Origin of the sequence: Pseudomonas sp. ACM7 (assembly GCF_004136015.1) — a bacterium.
Classification (GTDB): Bacteria; Pseudomonadota; Gammaproteobacteria; order Pseudomonadales; family Pseudomonadaceae; genus Aquipseudomonas; species Aquipseudomonas frigoris.
The window spans coordinates 2,486,951-2,506,202 of record NZ_CP024866.1 but is presented as its reverse complement, the minus strand read 5'-3'; the positions used below and the strand labels follow the sequence as shown (position 1 = coordinate 2,506,202).

At 59.6% G+C, this 19,252-nt stretch carries 9 protein-coding genes, 2 rRNA genes and 2 pseudogenes; 5 read left to right on the top strand and 8 right to left on the bottom strand.

Annotation, left to right across the window (positions count from 1 at the left end; genetic code table 11):
• Nucleotides 1-135 precede the first annotated feature (135 nt).
• Nucleotides 136-251: ribosomal RNA gene (gene rrf / locus CUN63_RS11710) — 5S ribosomal RNA — on the top strand.
• Nucleotides 252-357: 106 nt separating this feature from the next.
• Nucleotides 358-473: ribosomal RNA gene (gene rrf, locus CUN63_RS11705) — 5S ribosomal RNA — on the top strand.
• Between the two features lie 230 nt (nt 474-703).
• Here rrf (CUN63_RS11705) and CUN63_RS11700 read toward each other — a convergent pair.
• Nucleotides 704-950: pseudogene (locus tag CUN63_RS11700) on the bottom strand (sigma factor-like helix-turn-helix DNA-binding protein); the annotation flags it as partial.
• Between the two features lie 248 nt (nt 951-1,198).
• Between CUN63_RS11700 and CUN63_RS11695 the strand changes: the two are divergent.
• Nucleotides 1,199-3,079, top strand: coding sequence for a methyl-accepting chemotaxis protein (locus CUN63_RS11695; protein WP_056745790.1), 1,881 nt, complete (start codon nt 1,199-1,201; stop codon nt 3,077-3,079).
• Between the two features lie 153 nt (nt 3,080-3,232).
• Here the strand turns inward: CUN63_RS11695 and CUN63_RS11690 are convergent, their stop codons facing one another.
• From CUN63_RS11690 to CUN63_RS11670, 5 genes are all read right to left on the bottom strand, one after another.
• Nucleotides 3,233-3,700 (bottom strand): SRPBCC family protein, encoded by a 468-nt coding sequence (locus CUN63_RS11690; protein ID WP_129439567.1) that lies wholly within the window; start codon nt 3,698-3,700, stop codon nt 3,233-3,235.
• Between the two features lie 22 nt (nt 3,701-3,722).
• The gene (locus CUN63_RS11685; protein ID WP_129439565.1) at nt 3,723-7,139 is read right to left on the bottom strand and encodes a non-ribosomal peptide synthetase; all 3,417 of its coding nucleotides are present in this window, start codon (nt 7,137-7,139) and stop codon (nt 3,723-3,725) included.
• 13 nt (nt 7,140-7,152) lie between these two features.
• Nucleotides 7,153-8,082 (bottom strand): diiron oxygenase, encoded by a 930-nt coding sequence (locus CUN63_RS11680; RefSeq protein ID WP_129439563.1) that lies wholly within the window; start codon nt 8,080-8,082, stop codon nt 7,153-7,155.
• The gene (locus tag CUN63_RS11675) at nt 8,079-8,855 is read right to left on the bottom strand and encodes a DUF3050 domain-containing protein (protein ID WP_129439561.1); all 777 of its coding nucleotides are present in this window, start codon (nt 8,853-8,855) and stop codon (nt 8,079-8,081) included. Before CUN63_RS11675 ends, CUN63_RS11680 begins: the two co-directional genes overlap by 4 nt.
• A gap of 676 nt (nt 8,856-9,531) precedes the next feature.
• Nucleotides 9,532-10,242, bottom strand: coding sequence for a GntR family transcriptional regulator (locus CUN63_RS11670; protein ID WP_129439559.1), 711 nt, complete (start codon nt 10,240-10,242; stop codon nt 9,532-9,534).
• Between the two features lie 230 nt (nt 10,243-10,472).
• Here CUN63_RS11670 and lapG point away from each other — a divergent pair, with 230 nt between their 5' ends.
• A complete protein-coding gene (gene lapG, locus CUN63_RS11665; RefSeq protein ID WP_129439557.1) occupies nt 10,473-11,162 on the top strand; it encodes a cysteine protease LapG in 690 nt (229 codons plus the stop codon).
• Nucleotides 11,163-11,176: 14 nt separating this feature from the next.
• Nucleotides 11,177-13,123 carry a cyclic di-GMP receptor LapD gene (gene lapD / locus CUN63_RS11660; RefSeq protein ID WP_129439555.1) on the top strand — a complete coding sequence of 649 codons (1,947 nt, stop codon included), beginning with the start codon at nt 11,177-11,179 and terminating at the stop codon, nt 13,121-13,123.
• A 182-nt stretch (nt 13,124-13,305) separates the two neighbouring features.
• Here lapD and CUN63_RS11655 read toward each other — a convergent pair whose 3' ends face one another.
• Entirely contained in the window at nt 13,306-13,644 is a 339-nt protein-coding gene (locus tag CUN63_RS11655) for a tryptophan synthase subunit beta (RefSeq protein WP_129439553.1), read from the bottom strand.
• 148 nt (nt 13,645-13,792) lie between these two features.
• Nucleotides 13,793-19,252, bottom strand: a pseudogene (locus CUN63_RS32135) (LapA family giant adhesin); the annotation flags it as partial.

Here is a 19,252-nt window from a genome sequence, read left to right as displayed (position 1 = left end):
CGAAAGAGCACCAGATTGCGGTGTGTGAAGACGAAACGAACCGAAAGTTCGAGATACTCACAAAACACCCAACTATCGCATACCCATTCGCTGGAGCGTGAACCTGAAAAGGCCCACGACCTGGCTACCGAATTTCTTGACGACCATAGAGCATTGGAACCACCTGATCCCATCCCGAACTCAGCAGTGAAACGATGCATCGCCGATGGTAGTGTGGGGTTTCCCCATGTGAGAGTAGGTCATCGTCAAGATTAAATTCCGAAACCCCTATCTGCGTATGCAGGTAGGGGTTTTGTTTTAGTAGAAGTCACCAATTTTGCTGGCACGTTACGCTGTAACGGGCTGGTCACAGAATTTCTTGACGACCATAGAGCATTGGAACCACCTGATCCCATCCCGAACTCAGCAGTGAAACGATGCATCGCCGATGGTAGTGTGGGGTTTCCCCATGTGAGAGTAGGTCATCGTCAAGATTGAATTCCAAAACCCCTGTCTGCTAACGCAGACAGGGGTTTTGTCGTTATGGGCTCGCTAAACGCTCAATGGGTCATCAGCTGCAAATGCGCTTCCACTTCCAAGGCCAGTTCGTCTTCATGGTGTTCGCCCGCCAGACGTCGCATTGCTGACGTAGCCTGGCATTAGCCGAGTTGTTACGCAGACGCAGCACCTGCTGATGCGGTTCACCGCGCGTTATCCACAGACATCAGTAATACAGCGCGTCGGCGCACACAGCGCTCCACTGAACGCAGAGACAAACCCATTTGCTCGGCGATGTGTTTGTGGGTAAGCCCTTCGCACTGCGCCAGCAGAAACGCCTGACGCACTTTCGGCTTCAGGACTTCGAGCATGCGGGCAATGCTTTCCAGATAGGCGCGTTCGATTTTTTCACAGCGCCAATGGTCGATCACCAGATCAAAAGCGATCGTTCGCACAAAGGCGCGGGGGAATTTGCAGCTACCGTACGAACAACCGTCATCACAAAAAGACTGAGCAGGCGCTCTGGCACGCCGTTCGGCGGGTATCTGACAGGAATACCGATCATTTCGTACAAACGCCTAAGATTTCTCCGTTTTGTGCCGACAGACTGATGAGACATGCGTGCACCAAAGTAGAGCGGCCCCAGAGCCCTGCCTGCGCTGTACATGGAATGTTGCAACCCGGAACGCATCCCCACTTTTTGCATAAGAAGTCCCATGAAATGAATCTCAAATTCAGCCATAAAATCCTTCTGGCCGCCTCCGGCGTTGTGGTGCTGGCTTTTGCGTTGTTCACTTTGTACAACGACTATCTGCAGCGAAACACCATCCGTCAAAACCTTGAATCGAGCGTCCAGCAGGCCGGCGATCTGACCGCCAGCAGCGTGCAGAACTGGATGAGTGGCCGTGTGCTGGTGCTGGAAAACCTCGCGCAAAACGTCGCCCATCAAGGCGCCAATGCCGACCTCCCGGGGCTGGTCAGTCAACCGGCCCTGACCTCGAACTTCCAGTTCACCTACGTGGGCCAGGCCAACGGCGTGTTTACTCAGCGCCCGGACGCGAAGATGCCTGACGGTTACGATCCGCGTCAGCGTCCCTGGTACAAACAGGCCGTGGCTGCCGACAAGACCATGCTGACCCCGCCTTACATGGCTGCCGTCGGTGGCTTGGTGGTGACCATCGCCCTGCCGGTGAAAAAGAACGGCGAGTTGCTCGGCGTGGTCGGCGGCGACCTGAGCCTGGAAACGCTGGTGAAGATCATCAACTCGGTGGATTTCGGTGGCATCGGCCACGCATTCCTGGTCAGCGCCGACGGTCAGGTGATCGTCAGCCCGGACAAGGACCAGGTGATGAAAAACCTGAAGGACATCTACCCGAACGCCGGCGTGCGCATCGAGAAGGGCAATCAGGAAGTCACCCTGAACAAGCAGGACCGTATCCTTTCGTTCACGCCGGTCAGTGGTTTGCCGAATGCCGAGTGGTACATCGGTCTGTCGATCGACAAGGACAAGGCCTACGCACCACTCAGTCAGTTCCGTACTTCTGCGCTAATCGCGATGTTCATCGCCGTGACGGCCATTGCAGTGCTGCTGAGCCTGCTGATCAACGTGCTGATGCGTCCGCTGACCACCATGGGCCGTGCGATGCAGGACATTGCTCAAGGTGAGGGCGATCTGACTCGACGTCTGGCCGTGGAAAGCAAAGACGAATTCGGTGAGCTAGGCGGTTCGTTCAACCAGTTCGTGGAGCGAATTCACGCGTCAATTTCCGAAGTGTCGTCGGCCACCCGCCAGGTTCACGATCTGTCGCAACGGGTAATGGCCTCGTCCAACGCCTCGATCGTCGGCTCCGACGAGCAAAGCGCCCGCACTAACAGTGTGGCCGCGGCGATCAACCAGTTGGGCGCCGCCACCCAGGAAATCGCCCGCAACGCCGCCGATGCTTCCCAGCACGCCAGCGGCGCGAGCGAGCAGGCTGATGATGGTCGTCAGGTGGTGGAGAAAACCATTCTGGCGATGACCGAGTTGTCGCAGAAAATCAGCCTGTCCTGCACCCAGATCGAAACCCTGAACGCCAGCACCGACAACATCGGGCACATTCTGGATGTGATCAAAGGCATCTCCCAGCAAACCAACTTGCTCGCGCTCAACGCGGCCATCGAAGCGGCCCGCGCCGGTGAAGCCGGTCGTGGTTTCGCGGTGGTGGCGGACGAGGTGCGAAACCTCGCTCACCGCACTCAGGAATCGGCGGAGGAGATCCACAAGATGATCACCTCGCTGCAGATCGGTTCTCGCGAAGCGGTGACCACGATGAACGCCAGTCAGGTCTCCAGCGAACAGAGCGTCGAAGTGGCGAACCAGGCCGGTCTGCGACTGGTCAGCGTGACCCAGCGCATCGGCGAAATAGACGGCATGAACCAGTCGGTGGCCGCGGCAACCGAAGAGCAGACGGCGGTCGTGGAAACCCTCAACGTCGACGTTAACCAGATCAACCTGCTGAACCAGCAGAGCGTGGCCAACCTCAATGAAACGCTGAAGGATTGCGATGCGTTGTCCTTGCAGGCGAACCGATTGAAGCAGTTGGTCGACAGCTTCAAAATCTGATTCAGGTCAGTTGGACCGCGTTATCGTTCTTCGCGAGCAAGCTCGCTCCCACAGGGGTTCTCAGTCGTTCACAAATGTTGTGATCACTGAAGATCAATGTGGGAGCGAGCTTGCTCGCGATAGCGGTAGATTAGTCACCGCTGAGCCAAAGCCCTACGCAAACAGCTTCAACACATTGCTCATCGAGTCATCGGCAAAGCCCTGTACGAAATCCCTGAACCCCGGCAATGCCTCGGCGCCGCCCTGTGCGGGTTCGGCGATGATGGTCCAGGTCGCTCGGGATTTGCCCGCACCCAGCGGTTCAACACTCATCGCCGCCCACAAATTGGCCACGCCCAAGGTGTTGTAAATCGTGGTCCAGGTCATGTTCAGCGCCTGGTCATCCCGGGAGTTGAGTTGCTCGACCACCAGGTTGCCGTCCTTGAAGAATTTCTTGCGCAGGGACGATACGCCTTCGCCGGTCATCTCGATGTGCGACAGAGCCGGAATGAATTGATCGAAGCCGGCAAAGTTACCGACCACTGCCCAAACCTTCCTGGCATCGGCCGGCACTTCCACCGAGGACACGACGTGGCAGTCTTGAGGGTTTTTGATCAGGGTATCGGGTTGTAGGGTTTTCATGGTTTTGCTCCGGTTGAGTGAGTCAGATGAAGTTGATTTCTTTCAGGTAGTCGCAGCCGCGACGCAGCAGCGCCGGGGATTTTTCCGGGTAGTGCGCGCCCATCTGCCGTACGCCCGCCTGGGCGTTGGCGTGGCCGATCATTGAGATGTCGCCGATGTCTTCCTCGAAGCCGTTGAGGTAGAAACCGAGCACGCCGAACAACGCGTTGTCGCTGTCGACCCGGCCCAGTTGCTGCTGCCAGTCGGCGACGCTGACCATGGAAAACTCCCGCCCCGCCTCACGAAATGATGCGACGTAGGCATCCCAGCTCAGAGGCTCGGGGTTGTGCAGGTTGAACACCGCTTTTTCGGCTGAATAACGGCTGGCATGGAAGGCGATGAACCGTGCGAGAAAATCCACCGGCATCAGGTCGAAATTCAGTGCGAACTCCGGCACCTGGCCGAGCTGGATCGAGCCTTTGAGCATCAGCATCAAGCGGTTCTTGTGCGGCTGGCAGACACCGGTGAGGCTGTTGAAACTGATGTTGCCGGGGCGATAAAGATTGACCCTTACGCCACGTTCGCGAGCCCGTTCGAGGATCCGCTCACCGACCCATTTGGACAGGTTGTAGCCGTTCTTGATGTAGATCGGCGGGGTTTGCGCGGCGGGCAATTCCAGCACCCGACCATCGGCGGCAATCGTGCTGGAGGCCGAAAGCGTCGAGACGAAGTTGAAGATCTTTTTGCTGCGCCCTTCGCACAACCGAAGGCACTCGAAGATCGGCTCGACGTTGTCCCGCGCCAGTGACTCGTAATCGAGTACGTGATTGACGTTGGCGGCGTTGTGCACCAACGCGCCGAACTGCCGATCCAGTCGCTCGTAAACATCCGCTTCGAGCCCCAATGACGCACGCGTAATGTCCGCCGCATAGACCCGCACCCGGCTCAGGTCCAGATGCTCCAGACGGTTTTCTCGCAGCGCATGGGCAAAACGCTCGGCCGCCGATTGCCCACCGCCATCGCGCACCAGGCAGGCGACTTCGCTGGCGCCCCAGGCGAGCAACGCTTCGACGATGTGCACGCCGACAAAGCTGTTGGCGCCGGTAACGATCACCTTGTGCACATCGCCCATACGGTTGACTGGCAACGGCTGAATATCCAGTTCGCGGAAGGCATCGGCCAAGGCTTTTTCGCTCAATACCTCTTCGGTGCCGGAGCCGCGCACCAAGGTCGCCAACTTGGCAATGGTCGGCAATTCGATGAAGCGGTTGATCGAGATGCTGCGACCGAACTCTTCCCGCAAACGCAAGAGCATGCGCGACAGCAGGATCGAGTGGCCGCCCAGGTTGAAGAAACTTTCGTCGGTGGAAATATCGCTGGCCGGCAGCTCCAGCAATTCAGCCCAAATCTCCAACAACAACGCCTCATCGGCACTGGCGGGTAAGCGCCGCAGCGTGTTTTCGGAGACATTCACGGGCATCGCCAGCAGCGCCTTGCGGTCGACTTTGCCGTTGCTGGCGAATGGCATACTCGGCAATTCGGTCCATGCGGTGGGCTGCATGTAATCCGGCAGAAACTGCATCGAGTGGGCTTTCAGCGCTTCCCGAGCGGCGCCGGGTTGATCCTCCTGAGGCTGTGCGAGGAACGCCAGAATCCGTCGATGGCTGTCGATAACCACTGCCACTTGGCGGTACAACTGACTGTCGCGCAGGCAGCGTTCGATCTCTTCTGGTTCGACCCGAAAGCCGCGAATCTTCACCTGATTGTCCCGCCGTCCGCACAGCTCGATGCCGTCGCGGGTCCACTTCGCCATGTCGCCGGTACGGTAGGCGCGCAGGCTCTGGCCATCCGGCAGGCTCAGGTTCAGATAACGTTCGGCGGTCTGCTGCGGGTTGTTCAGGTAGCCCAGGCACACGCCCGGACCGACGATGTACAGCTCGCCGACGGTTTGTTCGGCCACCGGGTGAAAATCCTCATCGAGAATCAGCACCTGACTGTTAGCGATAGGCGCGCCGAGGGTGCGATTACTGTCGCCGGTGCGCAGTTGCCGCGCGGTAATCAACACCGTCGCTTCGGTAGGGCCATAGAGGTTGTAGAGGTTGCCCTGACGGGTGAGCTGCTCGATGACGTAGGGTTCGCAGACATCGCCGCCGGTCATCACGTGATCGAGGCATTGCAATTGATCCAGCGGCAGGATGCTCAACAACGCCGGCGGCAAAAAGGCGTGACTCAGTTGTTGATGGCGGATCAGCTCGACCAGTTGCAACGGATCGCGGCGCTGATCGTCGCCGGGCACGATCAGCTCGGCGCCCTGGAGCAGGGTCGGGAAGATATCGATCAGCGACGAGTCGAAACTCAACGACGAAAACTGCAGCACGCGGCTCTGTTCGGTCAGCTGCACATAGTCGGCGTACCACGCGGTGAAGTGCGCGAGGTTGGCCTGGCTGAGCAACACGCCTTTGGGATGGCCGGTGGTGCCCGAGGTATAGAGCGCCATGCACGGCGCATCTGGATCGGGTCGTTGGTGCATCAAGGGTTGATCGAGATCCACGTCACCGATGTCGATGCGGCTGATGTCGAGTCCCGGCATTTGCGCCGCGAGCGGATGTTCACCGTCATGCAGCAGCAACACTGCCCCGGCGTTTTCCAGAATGTACTGCTGACGTTGCAGGGGATGGCTCGGCTCCAGCGGCAGGTACACCGCGCCACTGCCAAGAATCGCGAGAATGCCCGCGTACAACGCGCTGCATTTTGGCAGGCAGATCCCGATCACCAACGGCCCGCGATGCTGAGCGAGCAACGGCTGCAAACGCTGCTGGATCGCGCGGCTGTGGGCGTGCAAATGCCGATAGCTCAGGGATGAGCCGGCAATGTTTAGCGCGGGTCGTTCGGCACACTGGATGAAGCGCCGCTCAAGGCGCTCGATCATCGGGATTTTGCTGAGCTCCAGCAACGCGGGAGCCGCCGTGAGGTTGAGCCGATGGAAAAACGCGAGGTTCTCCAAATAGAGCAGGTTTTCCACGTGCTCGAAGTGAGCGGGAGCAGCAGGGTCGGCCAATAGAAAATAGTCGGCATCGCGACAGAAACGGCTGACCAGCAGCGCCACGTGATCGACCAATTCCGTCACTGCACGCAGGCGAAATGCCTGGCCATTGCCCGAAGGTTCGTCGGTGATAGGCACGCGAGTGAACAGCGTTGAACCGTAGGTGCACAGCACGTCCAGCGGCGGCAGGCCAGAAACCCCAGGCACACCGATACCCAGTTGCAGCGTCAGTCGCGGCACATCGCCGACGTCTTGAACAGGCAGGCTGGCGTCATCGATCAGCAAATCAGCGTTACCCAACGGCTGCTCGTCGACGGCTGTCAGGCGCACCAGAGAATGACCGTGTTGTTCAAGTTCCAGCGCCAGGGCGGTCAGGGCCTGGCTGTGTCCAATGAGCAGAATGTCGAGACGTCTCATGATGGGCTCCTCGTTAAACCAGGTAATCGCTGAGGGCGTCTTGCACGCACGGCGAATCGAGCAGCGAACTGCTGCGGAAAAACCGCACGATGTTGGCGACCAGCGGGTGATGGCGATTGATCGGGAAGGCCAGCCCCGACACTTCGCTCTTGAGGGCCTGGCGTGCGGCGTCGCTGATCTGCAAGGCGTCGATCAGGCGGAAGTCGAACGATTTCTGGATGTCGTTGGTCAGGTAATGGCCAATGAACACCGGCAGGATGTGCGCGATGCATTGGCGGTCATCTTCGCTCGCGGTGTGCCAGTAGATGCGCACCAGCCGCGCCCAGAATCCGGAGTGGCGACCTTCGTCGAGCAAGTGGTCGGCCATCAGGCCCTTGATCGACTGCTTGACCGTGTCGTCCTTGGCGAACGCGGCGACATCGCCGGTCACGGTGTTCTCGGCGATGGCCACGCAGATCAATTCCACGGCGCTGCGCAGGTGTTCCGGCGCAAGTGCCACGGCCGCTGGAATGGATCGGCTGAGTTCGATTTCATCCGGCAGTTCGATGGGCGTGATGCCGGTCATGGCGACGGTCTGTTGCATGAAATCCATCGCCACCAGCGCGTGGTAGTCCTCGTCCACTACCACGGTCATCGCGTCGTAACGGCAGGCGAACGGGAAGGCCACGGCGAAGCGATTCTTGGCGATGCTGCGGGCGGTCTTGTCGACGATTTCGGTTTCGAAAATCACCACGTCGTTGATGAATTTGTAGAGCGTCTGCACCAGCGCAAAGTCGCGCTGCTCCGGGCATTCGCGCAGGAAGGTTTCGCTCAGCACCAACGGTTGGCGGCTCAACGGGTAGATCAGCTTGTGGTCGTTTTCCAGCACGCGCCGGGGGCGGGTACGGATGGTCGCGCGGCTTTCCCAGGCATCGGCGAAGGATTGGTAGTCGGCGGCGTTCATGCATTCACCTCGGCAACCGGTTCGCTCATGCTCAGGCGCAGGCCATCCCACAGGGCGATTCGGCTTTCGACGGCGGCGATGGCGCTGGCGTAGACGTCTTCCTCGCGTTGCGGATCGCCATTGACCAGCCGGGCGAGGAGTTTTTCAGCGGCGGGGCCATGGTCTTCGGAATCGACTTCGATGTGCCGTTCGAGGTAGTAGCGGAAGGTCGGCGCCTGTTCGATGCCGATGCCCCAGTCATCAAGAATTCGCTGGAACATCTGCGGGATGACGCTCTCGCGACCATGCAGAAATGCCGCCGCAACGCTGTGCCCCGGCGCATGCAACGCGGTGTGCAACGTGTTGCGCACGAACTGCGCTGCCGCCGGATCGACGTCCACGCTTTGCAGTGCCACGTCGTAACTCACGCCTTCTTTTTGCAGCGCGACGAAGCGCTCGACCACCGCCGTGCTGGCGCCGACTTCACGCATGGCATCAAGGTACAACTCGAAATGGCTGTAGTGACCGTGAGCTGGACGATCATCGGACTCTTCACCCAGCACGATCTCGTTGATCAAACGCGCTGCCTGCGGATCTCGCGGTGGCAGCCAGGGCAGCTGGACGCAGGTCAGTTCCTGTTGCAGGCGTTTGGTCAGTGACATGAAATCCCATACTGCAAACACATGGGTTTCCATGAAACGTTGCAATACCGACAGTGAGTTGATTTCAGAAAAGATCGGATGAGCGCTAAGTTCTGCTTTCTTCTGGTTGAGACGGTCTTTAGTCGGTTTCATGGGTGAGCCTATAAGTGAATTGGATATACCGTTGCGTTTTAATGAATAAGCGATCGTTAGTTAAAGCTTTCTGCTGGCGAGCGGATGCCTCAAGCAAATTGATATGGGTAAGTTGCAATGCGTCGTTAAGTGACGGCCTGGTGCCGGTATTCAAGGCGGCGGAGAAAAACTAATACATGAGCAAAGTGTCGGGCAAGTTATTTTTATATTATTTGAAAGTTGTACTTTCTCGCGCGCGACAAGTTCCAATAAAACTATTTATTAGAGTTTTATTTGGATGTAGTTACTCCTTCCGGCTTATATAAGTCAGAATTAAAATGAAGAGTGAATGCCTCACTCGAAGCAACTTTCTAACTGAATCGTCGACGTGGACTGAGGGGGGGAAGTTGGCTGGGATCAACGCCGGTTCTTCCTTTCCCGTGGCAAGACTCCTTCCGTAGGTTCTTGGTGCGGGGACTGCGCCGCTCGTGCGGTGCGTCGCCCGTTCATTATTTGTTGGCAGCCCAAGAGTGAGCGTAAATCACGACAGCCGCTATCACTGGCGCGTCATCGACTCGGAGTCATTGTTGGTCTTGAGAGGGGTAAATCGAGGGCAGGGCTTTGGAGAGGGGCGTAGCGCAGCGCGGCAAGCGAGAACGAGCAGTTCGATCTGCTCGCTCAGGCTTGCCGGCGCGGTTTACTTGGAGGTTTTCTTGTTCAGCGCTTCGGGGCTGTTGAGGTAGCGTGTGATGACCTCGACGCCCCGGTTGAGGTGTTGTTCGAGCAACTTCACCGCGCGCTCGACGTCCCGGACTTCGACGGCCAGCAACAGCGCCCGGTGGTCTTCCTGGGACAGTTTGCCCAGGCCCATGGCTTCCAGGTTGAAGCGCAGGAAGCGCTCCTCTTCGTTCAATCCGTCTTCCACCAGCCTCAACAGCCGTTGGTTCGGCGCCTTGCAGTACAGCGCCATGTGGAAGAGCCGATTGAGCCGGCCGATTTCGGTGTAGTTGTTTTGCGTTTCCAGGTCGTCGATGTAGCGGGCAGCCTGTTCGAGATCCTCATTGACCAGTAACGGGATCGACAGGCGCAACGCTTCGGATTCCAGCAGGATCCGCAGCGCGTAGGTTTCCACGGCATCGCCCTGAACCAGCGGTGCGACCACGGCGCCTTTATGGGCGATGACGTTGAGCAGCGCCTGGGCTTCTAGCTGGCGCAAGGCTTCGCGCACTGGCATGCGGCTGACACCGAAAAGATCGGCCAAATCTTGCTGACGCAGGGCGGTGCCGCAGGGAATGCGACCGTCGAGAATGGCCGAACGCAGGGTTTCTTCGATCACCGAGCGTGCCAGGTGAGCGGGAATCGGCCCGTTGACCTTGATGCTGTTCAGAGGATTGGGCTTCTGTGTCACAACTACGCACCCTGTTTGACTGAAATAAATTTGGATCCAAGGGACACTAGTGACTGCCTGACAGGTTGTCAAACGGACAAAAGATCGCCCTGACGTGGCCGCGATGTTTTTTATGGCACCGGCCATACAAAGTTTAGCGCGCTAGTAGTGATCTCACCGTGCCATTGTCTTTTACCGGGCTAACCTGCACCATCGACCGATTTCCACCTGCCTGACCTGGATGCCTCGCATTGGCGGTACGTTTCGCGATCCCTCGGACTTTGCGCTGGCTGTGCTGCGCGTTGCTGGCCGGCGTTATGCTGGGCGGGCTGCATGCCGATTGGGATTTTTCGCTGATCAGCCGTCGCGCGCAGGCATTGTACGGGCCATTGGGCGAAGGACAGCCACGCATTGATGCCTGGCAGCACTTATTGGTCACGCAAAAGCAAGTTGGCGAGCTCGAACAGCTTAAATTGGTCAACCAGTTCTTCAACAAGCAGATGCGTTACGAGGAAGACATCGACCTGTGGCACGAGGTCGATTATTGGGAAACACCCATCGAGGCCCTGTGGAAGGGCGCCGGCGATTGCGAAGATTACGCGATCGCCAAGTATTTCAGCCTGCGTCATCTCGGTGTTGCCAGTGACAAGCTGCGCATCACGTACGTCAAGGCCTTGCGCCTGAATCGGGCGCACATGGTGTTGACCTACTACTCAAGCCCCGAGGCCATGCCGCTGGTACTCGACAGCCTGATCGATGCGATCAAACCGGCCAGCCAACGATCCGATTTGCTGCCGGTGTACTCTTTTAATGCCGAAGGGTTGTGGTTGCCGGGCGCCAAGGGCAACAAGAAAGTCGGTGACACCAAACGCCTGTCTCGTTGGCAGGATGTGTTGAAGAAAATGCAGGCCGAAGGTTTCCCGGTCGAGACGACTAACTAGGAGCACGCGCTCAGATGTCCTTGTTCAAACAGCTGTTGATCGCTATCTGTCTGTTCCTGGTGATCGCCTTCACCGGTAGCTTCGTGGTCAGTCTGGAAAGCTCGCGCACCCAATACGTCAACCAGTTGCGCTCCCACGCCCAGGACGCCGCGACGGCATTGGCGCTGTCCCTGACACCGAACATCGACGATCCGGCGATGGTCGAGTTGCTGGTCAGTTCGATCTTCGACAGCGGTTATTACGCGAGCATCCGCGTGGTCGACCTCAAGACTGATCAGACCATCGTCGAGCGTAGCGGCATTCCAGCGGTGAACAACGTGCCGGACTGGTTCGTCAAAATGATCGGGCTGGAAGCGGCCGGTGGTGATGCCCTCGTTAGCCGTGGCTGGGAGCAGGCGGCGCGGGTCGAAGTGGTCAGCCATCCGATGTTCGCGTTGGCCAAACTCTGGCAGAGCGCGCTGGGCAGTCTTGGCTGGTTGCTGATCTGCGGTGCGGTGAGCGCGGTGCTGGGCGCGCTGTTGTTGCGCCGGCAACTGAAACCGCTGGATTACATGGTCAAGCAATCCCACGCCATCGCTCGCCGCGAATTCCTCAGCCTGCCGCAACTGCCGCGCACGCCGGAACTGCGGCGAGTCGTGCAGGCCATGAACCAGATGGTCGAGAAGCTTAAAGCGCTGTTCCAGGAACAGGCCGAGCGCAGTGAAAAGCTGCGGGCCGAGTCCTATCAGGACAACCTGACGGGGCTGGCCAACCGTCGTTATTTCGAAATGCAATTGAACGCCCGAGTGAGCAATCCGGAGCAGGCGAGTTCCGGTTATTTGCTGCTATTGCGGGTCAGGGACCTGGCCGGGTTGAACCAGCGGTTGGGCGGTCAACGCACTGACCAGTTGTTGAAAGCGGTTGGCGAGCAGTTGTCCCGAGAGTGCGCCAAATACCCGGAAACCCTGAACCTCGTGACGCGGATTCGCGGCGGTGAGTTCGCCGTGCTGGCGCCGGGGCTGGTGCGCGAAGAAGCGCTGCAACTGGCGCAGAACCTCGACAGTGCCTTGGCGAGCCTGCACGCGACGGGCGCCACCGATGTGGCCTCGGTGGCCTCGATCGGGCTGGCACCGTTTGTTTATGGCGACTCCCCGCAAGCGGTGCTCGGGCTGGGCGATCAGGCGTTGGCTCAGGCGGAAGGCCAGGGCGATTCGAGCTGGGTCTGCCTGGATCACAGCGCGTCGGCCAGCGTCGGCGACGACCATCATGCCTGGCACAACTTACTGGAACAGGCGTTGAGCCAGCAGCGTTTCGAGCTGTATTTCCAGCCGGTGGTGGCTGCCCAGGACACGCAGTTGGTGCTGCATTACAAGGTGCTGTCGCGTTTGATCGACGCCGAGGGCCAGACCATTCCCGCCGGACGCTTCCTGCCGTGGCTCGAGCGCTTTGGCTGGACCGCGCGGCTTGATCGGCTGATGTTGGAGCGGGTACTTGAGCAGATGGCCGACCATAAAGAGTCGCTGGCGCTGAACCTGTCTTCAGCGACGCTGACCGATCCGCAGGCATTGAATAAAGTCTTCGAAATCCTGCGTCAGCATTCGGATCTCGGGGAGCGATTGACCCTGGAAATCGGTGAGGAGCAGTTGCCGGAGCAAGCCATGCTGGAAGAGCTGACGCGACGCCTGCACGAACTCGGGTTCTCCCTGAGCCTGCAACGCTTTGGCGGGCGCTTCAGCATGATCGGCAACCTGGCGCGGCTTGGGTTGGCGTATCTGAAGATCGACGGCAGTTACATCCGGGCGATTGATCAGGAGAGCGACAAGCGCCTGTTCATCGAGGCGATTCAGCGGGCGGCGCACAGCATCGATTTGCCGTTGATTGCCGAGCGGGTCGAGACGGAAGGGGAGTTGATGGTGATTCGTGAGATGGGGTTGTATGGGGTTCAGGGGCAGTTGTTTGGTGAGCCGAAGCCTTGGAAGTAAGGCTTCATAGCTGAATCGTCAATCAGTCCGCCTTCGCGAGCAAGTCGAATCGTCGCACCGCCGCTCCCACATTGAATCTCGGCTGCTCACACATGCTGTGTTCGCTGAAGATCTAATGTGGGAGCGGCGGTGCGACGATTCGACTTGCTCGCGAAGGCGTCCGTACAGACAACAACGGGGCGCTAGATCAACCCCGTCTCATCATCATCGATCAATTGACTCAACCCACCCAACGCTTCACGGGCGTGTGACCGGTCCATCAGCTTGGCCTGGGCGGCGGCCGGCAGGTCGGTGACGCGGATCACCCCCTTGCTGGTCAACACCTGGATCAAGTCGTCGAGTACCCGGATCATTTCCAGGTCGCTCTGCTTGAGCTGTTTGAGACTGGTTTCCACTACCTCGTTGGCGTACCAGGCCTGGATTTCATGGTGGTCGGCTGGCAGCGTTTCCGTGGCCTCGGCGTAGGCCGCGGCTTCCACGCGCACTAACTGACCTTGCGCATCGCGTTGCACGTAGAACATTGAACATCCCTCGGAAATGGACCAGCGTCATGCTGTCAGCAGCATAGGCCAACTGGACGCGAGTATGCGGTGCGGCGACGAAATCGTCACCGGGGTGTTGGGCGCAAACGTGACGGCCGCCCCATAAGGGCGGCCGTTTTTCGTTGGATCAGCTGTTGTTGTGATCGATTTTGATGGTCGGGTCACTGCCGGCAATCAACGAGTTAATGTTGGCGCTGGACCAGTTGTTGCCTTCCAGCTTGATCGTCACATCCGGTGCTGCCGCTGCGGCGTCGGCGCCGTTGAATTTGCCGGCGGAGCTGACTTGCAGGGACGAAACACCATCCACGGTGGTGATCTTCAGGAAGTTGTCGATGGTGCTGCCGGTTTCACCCTGCAGCAGATCGCGCAAGTCGATGCGGTCGCCCTCGCTGGCCTTGAAGTCCTTGATCACGTCGCTGCCGGTGTCGCCAGCCTTCCAGACGAAGGTGTCGGCACCCGAACCACCGATCAGAATATCGTTGCCCTGACCGCCCATCAGCGAGTCGTTACCGCTGCCACCGAGCAGGATGTCATTGCCCTTGCCGGCGTCGAGAAGGTCGTTGCCACCCTGGCCGAAGAGAATGTCATTGCCGGCACCGCCCAGCAGCGAGTCATTACCGTCATGCGCCCCGGACACATCGAACGCGGTGTAGTGCTCGGTGATGAACTGGTGCACGTTGCTGGTGGTGACTTTGCTGACATCTACGCCGGTTTGCTGGGCGACGAACGCCTGCATGGCCTGATAACCCTCACCGGAGACACCGTTGAAGCTCACCAGGTCGCCGAACAGGATGTCGTTGCCGTCACCGCCATTGACCGTGTCGGAACCTGGTTGCGTCGCTTCGGTGTGACCGATGATCGAGTTGGCCAGGTCTTTCGGGTCGATGTTGGTTTGTGGCGTTTGATCCGAGTCGTACGGCTTGAGGTCGCCGAGGGTGACGTCCTTGTTCAGGCCGATCGCTTCCACCGTCGACACGTTATTCAGCAATGTGAAACTGCTGGTTGAGTTGTTGATGGCAGTGGAGTCGGTGCTGCTGCCGGTACCATCGTGATAGGACAGCTCGTACGTGCCGTTACCCTCGGCATGGAGGGTGCCCAGTTCGTCGCTGTTCCAGCGCCCCGAGTTTTTCTGAGTCTGCAGCGTGACATTGCCGGCGCTGTCGATGGTCAGGTAGTGAGTGCTGTCCAGGTAGCTGGAATAGGTCTGCCCCAATTTGTAATTGGTGGTGGTAATGACGTCATCGAGCTTCACATTGCCGAACAAGGTCGGGTTGGTTTGCTCGCCGCTCTGGTAGTAGGTCGGCTTGCCGTCGGTGATGAAGTACGTCAGGTTCTTCGCACCGGTGTTGGCCATCGCGTCGGCACTCTGGAACCAGTTAGCCGTGGTTTTGAACACGTCCTCGTAGTTGGTGCCGCCGCCGGAAGCCATCGAATCCAGCACCGCTTTGAGCAGGATCAGCGCATTCGGATCGTTCAGGTTCACCGAAACAGACTTGTTGACCTGGTTATCGAAGTCCGCGAGGAAAATGTTCACCGTCCCTGAATTGCCGCCCATGCTCTGCTTGAGGGTGTTGAACACCGAGGTCAGCGAGTCCTTGGCTGAGTTGATCGACGACGCGCTCATGCTGCCCGAGCTGTCGACCATGAACGCAATGTTGTAGTTGGTGCCCGGCACCACGGTCAGCCCGCCGATGTCGGCAACCATGATGTCGTTGCCGTCAGTGCCGCTGATGGTGTCGTCAGCCGCCGTGGCGGTGACGGCGTTGTAGACCGCCGGGTAAACCGTGACCGGGATCGTCGCGGTGCTTTGCGCCGAACCGCCGAGTGACTCGGTGGAGGTCGAGGTCACGGTCAGGTTGAACTGGCCGTTGTAGTACGGCGGCGGAGTGACGGTCAGGGTGCCGAGGTTCCAGCCCGTGACGTTGGCTTCGCCGGACGTCGCGCTGACGGTGAACGTGTGGCCGGCGCCATCGGTCAGTACTGAGCCCGCCGGGATGCCGCTGATCTTCACGCTCAGGCTTTCGGAGCCGTCGATATCCGTCAGGGCCGTCTTGATCGCGGACAGATGAACGCTGGTGCCTTCCGCGGCTTCATTGAGTTTGTAGCCTTCGTAGTAGCCTTCGCCGCTGGTGCCGTGCAAATCGGACACCGTCACGCCGGAAGCGGCAAGGTCCGCCACGCCGGTGTACAGCGGCACGCCGGCGCTGCTCAGGTCGACCGCGGCACTGCCGTTGACCGACAGGTTGACGTCATAGCTACCCGGGCCGCTCTGGTTGTGGTGGTAAATGTCCAGGGTGTAATAACCGCTGGTGGTCGGGGTGAACGAACCGTTCAGTTTGCCGCCCGCGCCCCACGTCGTGGCCGCCACGTTTTTACCGCCGATGGTCACCAAAAGGCTGTCATCGCCGGTGCCGCTGAAGGTGTAAGTCTTGCCGGCTTCGAGGTAGATCAGGCCGGAGGTTTTCGAAGCCGTGCCAGCCGCGACGCTGCCGTCGGACTGCACGTTGGTCACCGTGCTACTGGAGTTTGGTTTGCCCGCACCGTCGATGATGCTTTTCAGCGTACCAGTGGCTGCGCCGCTGCCATCGGTGCCGAGCGGCAGGCCGGTCCAGACTTCCTTGATCAGGCCTGTGGATTTGACGCTGTTGTCGGCAACACTCAGGGACGGGGCGTCGGCCACGGGTGTGATGTCGATTTTGATTGTGCCGGTGTTGCCCAGCAGCGAGCCGTCGGTTGGCTGGAATTGGATCTGTGCGTAGTCGGCCTTGATGTTGCCCAGGCCGGGGTTGTAGCCGTCGCTGCCGGACTCATTGGTATCCGGCAGGAAGCGCAACTTGCCAGCGTCGATGTCAGCCTTGCTGAACGTCTGGTTGTTCGTAACATCGGTCCAGGTCTTGCCGTCGGTGGCCAGGAATTGCAATTTGCCTTCGCCCGGCAGCTGGGTGATTTTCACACCGAGGTTGGCGGCGGTGCTGTCGACATCACTGACGCCGAAGGTCGACCAGCCGAGGATCAGCGGCGTGTCTTCGGTGCCGGTGACGTTAACCGGTGCGGCGATCGGTGCGTCGTTCACGCCGACTACGTTGACGGTGGTGGTCGCGGTGTTGGAGTAGTTGCTGCCATCAGTGACCGTCACGGTGATGATCCGCGGCACGCTGCTCGGATCCTCACTGTTGTTGGTGAAGCTGATGTTCTTGATCTGCTGCATGTAGTCGGCAAGTGTCGCGTTACCGGACAGGGTCAGCGTGACCGTGCCATTCGTGCTGTTGGCATTGATGGTGATGCCGTTGACGCTGTTGCCCAGGTTCAGCGCATCACCATCCTGACGGTTGGTCAGCACGATGGTCGCGCCGGTCAGCAGAGTGCTGTCCGGGTCGGTGATTTTCAGGTCGGTGTCGCCGATCGATACTCCTTGGCCGGTGATGCCTTCGGTGAACGTCACGTTGTAGTTGGCACCGGTGGCGCCGCTGGAGTTGTTGGCATCCAGGTCGAGCACCGGCGGCGCGTCGTTGTCGATGATCGAGGTGCTGACGCTGCCGTTGGACGCACTGATCGCCAGGTTCTCGAAGTTGCCACCGGTGGCCGAGTCGATCTTGACCACGAAGTTTTCAGTGCCCTCGGTGATCCTGTCGTCCAGGGTCGCGACGTTGAAACTCGCGCTGCTGGCGCCCGCCGGGATCTTCACGGTGTATACGCCGGTGAAATCCGAACCGTCAGCGGCGGTGCCGCTGTAGACGATTTTCAGAGTGACTTCAGTCTGCGCCGGGTTAGTCAGGCTGACGGTGTAGCTGGCGGTCTGGCCCTCGGTTACCGAGGTGCTGCCGGTGATGCTGACTTCGGTCTTGTCGAGGGTGTCGGTGACGTTGGTCACGACCGCCGTTTTGTTCGGAACCAGGTTCTCGAAGTTGCCACCGGTGGCTGTGCTGATGCTCGCTTGGACCGTGCCGGCGTCTTTGTAAAAGTCTTCGGACGGGGCGGCAACGGTCGCGGTGCCGGTGGTTTTGCCGGCGTCGATGGTGATCACGGCGCCGTTGCTCAGCGTCACGGTGACCGGAGTGCCGGCAGCGTTGGTCAGGGTGGCGGTGTAAACGATCGAGCCGCCTTCGGCCACCGAGTTGCTGGCGCTCAGAGTCAGGTTGGTCGTGTCGACTGTGTCAGTCACGGTGGTGCTGACCGGTGTTTTGTCGGCGACCAGGTTTTCGTAGTTACCGCCGCTGACGTTGGTGATGGCGTTGGTCAGCGGCGTGTGACCGTTCAGCGCATCGTTGGGTGCGAGGGTGGTCACGGTGCCGGTGGTTTTACCGATGTCGATGGTGATGGTCTGGCCGTTGGCCAACGACACCGTCACTGGTGAACCGGTGACCGGCGCGCCGACGGTGGCGGTGTAGGTGACGGTGCCACCTTCAGCTGCCGACTCAGTGGCTTTCAGGGTCACGGTCGAGGTATCGATGGTGTCAGTGACCGCGGTCACTGCCGGAACCGTGCTTGGTACCAGGTTCTCGAAGTTGCCACCGGTGGCGGTGCTGATCGTGGCGCTGACTTTGCCAGCATCGATGTAAGCATCGTCCTTCGGCGCATCAACCGTCACGGTGCCAGTGGTTTTGCCGGCGTCGATGGTGATCACGGCGCCGTTGCTCAGCGTGACGGTCACCGGAGTGCCGGCAGCATTGGTCAGGGTCGCGGTGTAGACGATCGAACCGCCTTCGGCGACTGAGTTGCTCGCACTCAGCGACAGGTTGGTGGTGTCGACTGTGTCAGTCACGGTGGTGCTGACCGGTGTTTTGTCGGCGACCAGGTTTTCGTAGTTACCGCCGCTGACGTTGGTGATGGCGTTGGTCAGCGGAGTGTGACCGTTCAGCGCATCGTTGGGTGCGAGGGTGGTCACGGTGCCGGTGGTTTTACCGACTTCGATGGTGATCGTCTGACCGTTGGCCAACGACACCGTCACTGGTGAACCGGTGACCGGCGCGCCGACAGTGGCGGTGTAGGTGACGGTGCCCCCTTCAGCTGCCGACTCAGTGGCTTTCAGGGTCACGGTCGAGGTATCGATGGTGTCAGTGACCGCGGTCACTGCCGGAACCGTGCTCGGTACCAGGTTCTCGAAGTTGCCACCAGTGGCCGTGCTGATCGTGGCGCTGACTTTGCCGGCGTCGATATAAGCGTCGTCCTTCGGCGCATCAACCGTCGCGGTGCCGGTGGTTTTGCCGGCGTCGATGGTGATCACGGCGCCGTTGCTCAACGTCACGGTCACGGGTGTGCCGGCAGCGTTGGTCAGGGTCGCGGTGTAGACGATCGAGCCGCCTTCGGCGACTGAGTTGCTCGCACTCAGCGACAGGTTGGTGGTGTCGACTGTGTCAGTCACGGTGGTGCTGACCGGTGTTTTGTCGGCGACCAGGTTTTCGTAGTTACCGCCGCTGACGTTGGTGATGGCGTTGGTCAGCGGCGTGTGACCGTTCAGCGCATCGTTGGGTGCGAGGGTGGTCACGGTGCCGGTGGTTTTACCGATGTCGATGGTGATGGTCTGGCCGTTGGCCAACGACACCGTCACTGGTGAACCGGTGACCGGCGCGCCGACGGTGGCGGTGTA